The 3,260-nt window shown below is 36.1% G+C and carries 4 protein-coding genes; all 4 read left to right on the top strand.

The genetic code is table 11. The annotated features are described in order from the left end of the window. The first annotated feature begins 72 nt into the window (after positions 1–72). Entirely contained in the window at positions 73–1,572 is a 1,500-nt protein-coding gene (yjeM, locus tag JCM6256_RS09050; protein ID WP_025081358.1) for a glutamate/gamma-aminobutyrate family transporter YjeM, read from the top strand. Between the two features lie 24 nt (positions 1,573–1,596). Then, complete coding sequence (gene citG / locus JCM6256_RS09045; RefSeq protein WP_025081357.1) at positions 1,597–2,418, top strand: triphosphoribosyl-dephospho-CoA synthase CitG; 822 nt, start codon at positions 1,597–1,599, stop codon at positions 2,416–2,418. 83 nt (positions 2,419–2,501) lie between these two features. Continuing rightward, a complete protein-coding gene (locus tag JCM6256_RS09040; protein WP_025081356.1) occupies positions 2,502–3,029 on the top strand; it encodes a GNAT family N-acetyltransferase in 528 nt (175 codons plus the stop codon). 28 nt (positions 3,030–3,057) lie between these two features. Further along, the coding region (locus tag JCM6256_RS10250) for a hypothetical protein (protein WP_155833185.1) at positions 3,058–3,260 on the top strand (203 nt) is incomplete at its 3' end.

Genomic DNA, 3,260 nt, shown 5'->3' with positions numbered 1-3,260 from the left:
TTTGTGTTCTGCTTATAAAAAGTGCATAATAATACATGTTTGTGTTATAAAAGAAAGAGAGTTTTAGTTTTTATGGAATCTGATAATACCGGTAATTCGGTCAAGATTAAACTAGGTAGTTTAGTCTTAATGATTTTTTCAGCCATTTTTGGCTTTAGCAATTCCATCTCAGCATTTTATCAGATGGGATATGCAAGTATTATTTGGTACATCATCACTGCTGTATTGTTCTTCTTGCCGTCAGCTTTGATTTTCGCGGAATATGGTGCCACTTTCAAGGGAATTAAAGGTGGTATTTATTCATGGCTTGAAGGCTCGACTAATGAAAAAGTAGCCTTTGTTGGTACTTTCATTTGGCTTGCAGCTTGGGTTATTTGGCTTGTATCTTCAACCCAATTCTTTTTAGTTTCAGTTTCAACTGCTATTTGGGGTCATGATACGACTCAAGGTTGGCATTTGCTTAACTTGAGCTCCACCCAATTGCTAGGTATTTTAGAAGTTGTCTTTTTAGTTATCGTAACTTTTTGTGCAGCAAGAGGTATTGACAAGATTAAGACAGTTTCTAATATTGGTGGTTTCTTTACTTTAGCAATTGCAATTGGCTTTACTGTAGTTTCTTTATTGGTATTCATTTTGAATAAAGGACAATTAGCACAGCCAATTACTGCTCATAATTTGGTTCATTCTCCAAATCCAGCTTTCCAATCACCAATCGCTGTTGTTTCATTCATCGTTTATGCATTATTTGCTTATGGTGGTTTGGAAACAACTTCAGGTGTTATCGACTCAGTTGATAAACCTGAAAAGACTTATCCTAGAGCATTGATAATTGCCATGATTGTTATGACTTTCCTTTACGTCTTCAACATTTTAATGTGTGGGGTTGCTGTAAACTGGAAGGCACAATTAGGTGGTAAAAATGTTGATTTAGCTAATGTTGAATACATTTTGATCAATAATTTAGGTATTGTGACTGGTCATAGCCTAGGATTGTCTCAAAGTGCTTCAATCGCTTTAGGATCAATCTTCTCACATTGTGCCGGTTGGGCAGATGTTTTGTCAGGTATTTCTGCCGCATTCTTGATGGTTTACTCACCAATCAAATCATTTATTGAAGGTTGTAATGAACGGCTTTTACCAAAGAAATTAGTCAAATTGAACAAACACAACATGCCTGAACGCTCAATGTGGCTCCAAGCATTTATCGTGTCTGTAATTATTTTGTTCATTTCCTTTGGTGGTAACGCAGCTGGTAAATTCTACACAATTTTAATGGATATGATGAATGTTTCTTCATCAGCTCCATATTTGTTCTTGATTGCAGCTTATCCTTTCTTTAAACAAAAGAAAGATTTGGACCGACCATTTGTCTTTATTGAAGGTAAGAGCAAAGTATGGATTACAACTATTGTCGTTTGGCTTGTAGTTGCTATTGGTATTGTCTTCACTTGTATCGAACCATTATTTAGAGGCGACTACCAAACTTCATTCTGGACAGCAATTGGTCCTGTTGCCTTTGGTGTTATTGCTTATGTTTACCATACTGTTCAAGAACACAAACGTGAAAATTAGAAAATAAAATTTTTTAGGTGAAAAATGTCAGAAATTGTAGATCATGCACTCGAAGCACTTCTTTATGAAGTTGTTACTCAGCCCAAGCCTGGCTTGGTTGACCCTGTAGATAATGGCTCGCATCATGACATGGATGTTTTTACTTTTATAAATAGCAGCGTGACAATGCGGCCATACTTAGCACAGGCTGAGGAAATTGGCACAAACTTTACAGGAACAGATCTAACGAAGATGTTTTTGCAGCTTCGAGAGGCTGGCAAGATTGCCGAAAAAGTTATGTTTCAGGCAACTAATGGTGTGAATACTCATAAAGGGGCTATTTTTTCACTAGGGATTTTTGTTTGTGCGCAAAGCTATGCTAAACAAAATGATCAAAATCCTTTTGATGTAATTCGTCAGATGTGTGCTGGCTTAATGGAACATGATTTTAAGAAAAAACCAGATGAAAAGCTAACTGCTGGTGAAAGTCAATTTTGGAAATATGGTGAAGGCGGAGTACGTGAGATTGCTGAAAATGGCTATATTGTCATTGAGAAGCTTGCTTTACCGTATTTGCGTAAAACTACAGGCACTATTAATCAACGCCTCTTAGATACGCTGATGATGCTCGCTACGGTTACCCAAGATTCAACTTTTATTAAAAGGTCCGGCGGGATGCAAGATTTATCTTGGCTGCATCAAGTTGCGGTTCACTTTCTAAAAATTGGTGGCAGTAAAACGGATGCTGGCATGGATTTTTTAAATCAAGAAAATCAGGTCTTCAAACGGCATAATTACAGTTTAGGCGGCTGTGCAGATTTATTAATTGTGACTATTTTTATGGCCCTAGAAGAAAATATTTTATAAAATTAAGCACTTATCTTTTACAAGAGAAGTGCTTTTTTTGTAAAATATAAAACGTTGTTGAATAGAGAAAGGTGGAGAATAATATGCAATTAAAGCAAGCTACTATGGCTGATTTCGATCAAATTATTGACATTTTAAAGGATGGCGCAAACCAACTGGCAGAAAGAGGAGTTGACCAATGGCAAGGCGATTATCCTTCACTTGATCAAATTAAAGAAGATGTTGAAAATGGTTGGGCATATTTAGCTGTTTCACAAGATAATCAAACTGTTGGGGCTATTTCACTTGTTCCTGCGCCCGATCATTCTTATGATCAATTAGATGGTGAATGGTTGCTTGATACAGAAAAGTACATTGTCATTCATCGCGTGGCAATTCATTCAAATCATGCGGGGCATGGTTATGCTACAAAGCTTTTTACTGAAGTAATTAATCAAGTTCGTGAAAATCCGGAGATCGATTCAATTAGAATTGATACGCACGAAGATAATAAGGCTATGCAGCATTTAATTGATAAAATGGGCTTTAAGTGCGTAGGTACTTTACATGGAGTTTACCGTAAAGGTGAAATCTCTTATGTTTATGAAATGATAAAACCAGATACAAAATAATAGATAAATATAAATAATAGAGGTGAAGATGATGCAGCTATTTGGTCAAATTTACTTGGATGAAAAAGAGTTATTGATTGGACATCTAGGAATTGATGAAAATAAGCACGCTCGTTTTCACCTTTTTTCTTATCCTGAGCACGCCAATCAAGAGCTTCTTACTTTTATTGATTATTTACCGGAGAAAACACGGGATTTCAATCCCTGTGATGAATCCGGTTTTTTCTTTAA

The sequence above is a fragment of the Lactobacillus hamsteri DSM 5661 = JCM 6256 genome (assembly GCF_000615445.1).
Lineage (GTDB): Bacteria > Bacillota > Bacilli > Lactobacillales > Lactobacillaceae > Lactobacillus > Lactobacillus hamsteri.
The sequence above is the reverse complement of the archived record's forward strand: the minus strand, read 5'-3'. Positions and strand labels throughout refer to the sequence as shown.

Bases quoted from the DNA above. Each gene is read 5' to 3' on its own strand.
- yjeM (WP_025081358.1), top strand. From the start codon at position 73: ATGGAATCTGATAATACCGGTAATTCGGTCAAGATTAAACTAGGTAGT.
- JCM6256_RS09040 (WP_025081356.1), top strand. From the start codon at position 2,502: ATGCAATTAAAGCAAGCTACTATGGCTGATTTCGATCAAATTATTGAC.
- citG (WP_025081357.1), top strand. From the start codon at position 1,597: ATGTCAGAAATTGTAGATCATGCACTCGAAGCACTTCTTTATGAAGTT.